Raw genomic sequence first — 2,847 nt, forward strand, 5'->3', positions numbered from 1 at the left:
GCCTTTTTCCCTTCCAAAATTTCAATAAAATAGAAAAAATCTAATTTCCTATAAAGAAAAAAGCTTTACTGGAAATTAGATGCGAAATCTCTGAATGCCTAATATAATTATTGACACTAAGTATTAGGTGTTTTATAATAACTTCAATGGCTAATAACAAGCACTGTAAGTTTACTTATGGTGCTTGTTATTAATTATAAAATGTGTTTTATTATTAAATATTTAGCATATAATATTATAAATTTAATGTTAAAAGGGGAGTAATAATATGGCAGAAAACAAACAAGTTATTCTTACATATGAAGGAATTAAAAAAATAGAAGAGGAATTAGAATACCTAAAAACAGTAAAAAGAAAAGAAGTAGCACAGAAGATAAAAACTGCAATTTCCTATGGAGACTTAAGTGAAAACTCAGAATATGATGAAGCAAAGAATGAACAAGCATTTGTAGAAGGAAGAATAGCAACACTTGAGAATATGCTAAAGAATGCAAAAGTAATTGATGAAGAAGACATTAAAACTGATGTTGTATCAATAGGTTGTATAGTTAAAGTTAAGGATTTAGAATATGGAGATGAAATGGAATTTACAATAGTAGGTTCTGCAGAGGCGGATTTTAAGAAGATGAAGATTTCAAATGAAGCTCCTATAGGAAAGGGATTAATGGGTAAAAAGGTTGGAGATAAGGTTGAAATTCAAGTACCAGATGGTACAATAACTTATGAAATATTAGAAATTAAAAGACATTAAAAATGGAGGTATAAAAGATGGCAAATGAAGAACTAAATCAGGTTGAATTAAATCAACTTGAAGAGGAGTACAACGAGCTTATAAGACAGAGAATACAAAAGCTTGAAGAATTAAAAGAAAAAGGACAAGACCCCTTTGAGATAGTTAAGTACGATAGGACTCATACATCAAAACAAATAAAGGATAATTATGAAGAGCTTGAAAATAAGACAGTTAGAGTTGCGGGACGTCTAATGTCAAAGAGAATTCACGGTAAAGCTGGTTTTAGCGATATACACGATAGATATGGAAAACTTCAACTTTATGTAAAGATTGATAATGTTGGTGAAGAAAAGCTAAAGTTCTTCAAGAGCCTTGATTTAGGTGACATAATTGGAGTTGAAGGAGAGGTATTTAAGACTAAAACAGGAGAGATAACAGTTTTAGTTAAGGACTTTACTTTACTTACAAAGTCATTAAGACCTCTTCCAGAGAAGTGGCACGGATTAAAGGACCCAGATTTAAGATATAGACAAAGATATGTTGATCTAATAGTTAATGATAATGTTAGAGATACATTTATAAAGAGAACTCAAATAATAAAGGCAATAAGAAAATTCTTAGATGATAGAGATTACATAGAAGTTGAAACCCCAATCTTATCACCAATTGCAGGTGGTGCAGCAGCAAGACCTTTCATAACTCACCACAATGCTTTGGATATAGATATGTATTTAAGAATTGCTACAGAACTATATCTAAAGAGATTAATTGTTGGTGGATTTGAAAGAGTATACGAAATTGGAAAGAATTTCAGAAATGAAGGAATAGACGTAAGACACAATCCAGAGTTTACTGCAATAGAACTATATCAAGCATATGCGGATTATAATGATATGATGGAACTAACTGAACAGTTAGTAGAGTTTATATGTAAGGAAGTTTTAGGGACAACAAAGGTTACATACCAGGGTACAGAAATAGACTTTAAAGCACCTTGGGATAGGATAACTATGAAGGATGCTGTTAAAAAATATGCTGGAGTAGATTTTGACTCAATCCAATCAGACGAAGAAGCAAGAGAAATAGCAAAAAAGATGAAGGTTGAAGATGAACTTAAAAAGGAATTGAAGGATTGTAATAAAGCAGATATATTAGTTGCTTTATTTGAAACATATGCAGAAAAGCACTTAATTCAACCAACATTTGTATTAGACTATCCTGTTGAAGTTTCACCACTTACAAAGAAAAAACCAGATGATCCAGCCTTTACTGAAAGATTTGAAGCTTATGTATTTGGAAGAGAAATTGCAAATGCATATTCAGAGCTAAACGATCCTATTGATCAAAAGGAAAGATTTTTACAACAACTAAGAGAACGTGAACTTGGTGATGATGAAGCGTATATGATGGATGATGATTTTATAAATGCACTTGAAATAGGTATGCCTCCAACAGGGGGATTGGGTATAGGTATAGATAGATTAATAATGTTCCTAACTGATTCATATTCAATCAGGGACGTTATTCTATTCCCAACAATGAAGCCTACGAAGTAATTTGATTTATGAATTGAATTAATGTATAAGTTGAATTGGCCAAGAATAATTCTTGGCCAATTATTGTATATTTTTATATTGGGCAAAGATATTATTGATGATGTTTTATTTATATAAATTATCAAGTGTTATCTTCTGTTATCTTCAGTAAGTGTGGTGAATAATTTTGATATTATATATAAAGTTATAATTATAATATATGTAGTTATAAGTTTATATATAACAAATAATGTTAATAAAAAAATGCAAAAAACATATTGCAAAAAATAAAATTATTGATATAATATAATCTGTAAGCGTTCCACGGTAGCTCAATGGTGGAGCATCCGGCTGTTAACCGGAGGGTTGGAGGTTCGAGTCCTCTCCGTGGAGCCAATTTAATTTTAAAAAAGATATTGACAAGTAGTAAAAGGCATAATATAATAAATTATGTTGTTAGCGACACCAAGAATAAATAAAAATTAAAAAGGTGTTGACAAGATAAAAAAGACGTGATAAGATAAATAAGCGTCAACGGTCCTTGAAAACTGAACAGCGAGAGCGAACGTACCAAATAAG

At 30.7% G+C, this 2,847-nt stretch carries 2 protein-coding genes and 1 tRNA gene; all 3 read left to right on the top strand.

The features are described from left to right. Window positions 1-268: 268 nt before the first annotated feature. The 3 genes from greA (at window position 269) to BUB63_RS12920 (ending at window position 2,664) form a co-directional block, all read left to right on the top strand. On the top strand, window positions 269-751 hold the full coding sequence (greA, locus tag BUB63_RS12910; protein ID WP_027309044.1) for a transcription elongation factor GreA: 483 nt from the start codon (window positions 269-271) through the stop codon (window positions 749-751). Between the two features lie 17 nt (window positions 752-768). Beyond that, window positions 769-2,289 (top strand): lysine--tRNA ligase, encoded by a 1,521-nt coding sequence (gene lysS / locus BUB63_RS12915; RefSeq protein ID WP_073250386.1) that lies wholly within the window; start codon window positions 769-771, stop codon window positions 2,287-2,289. A 300-nt stretch (window positions 2,290-2,589) separates the two neighbouring features. Then, window positions 2,590-2,664 (top strand) — tRNA-Asn (locus tag BUB63_RS12920). The last annotated feature ends 183 nt before the right edge of the window (window positions 2,665-2,847 follow it).

Source organism: Caloramator proteoclasticus DSM 10124 (genome assembly GCF_900129265.1).
In the GTDB taxonomy this organism is placed as follows: domain Bacteria; phylum Bacillota; class Clostridia; order Clostridiales; family Caloramatoraceae; genus Thermobrachium; species Thermobrachium proteoclasticum.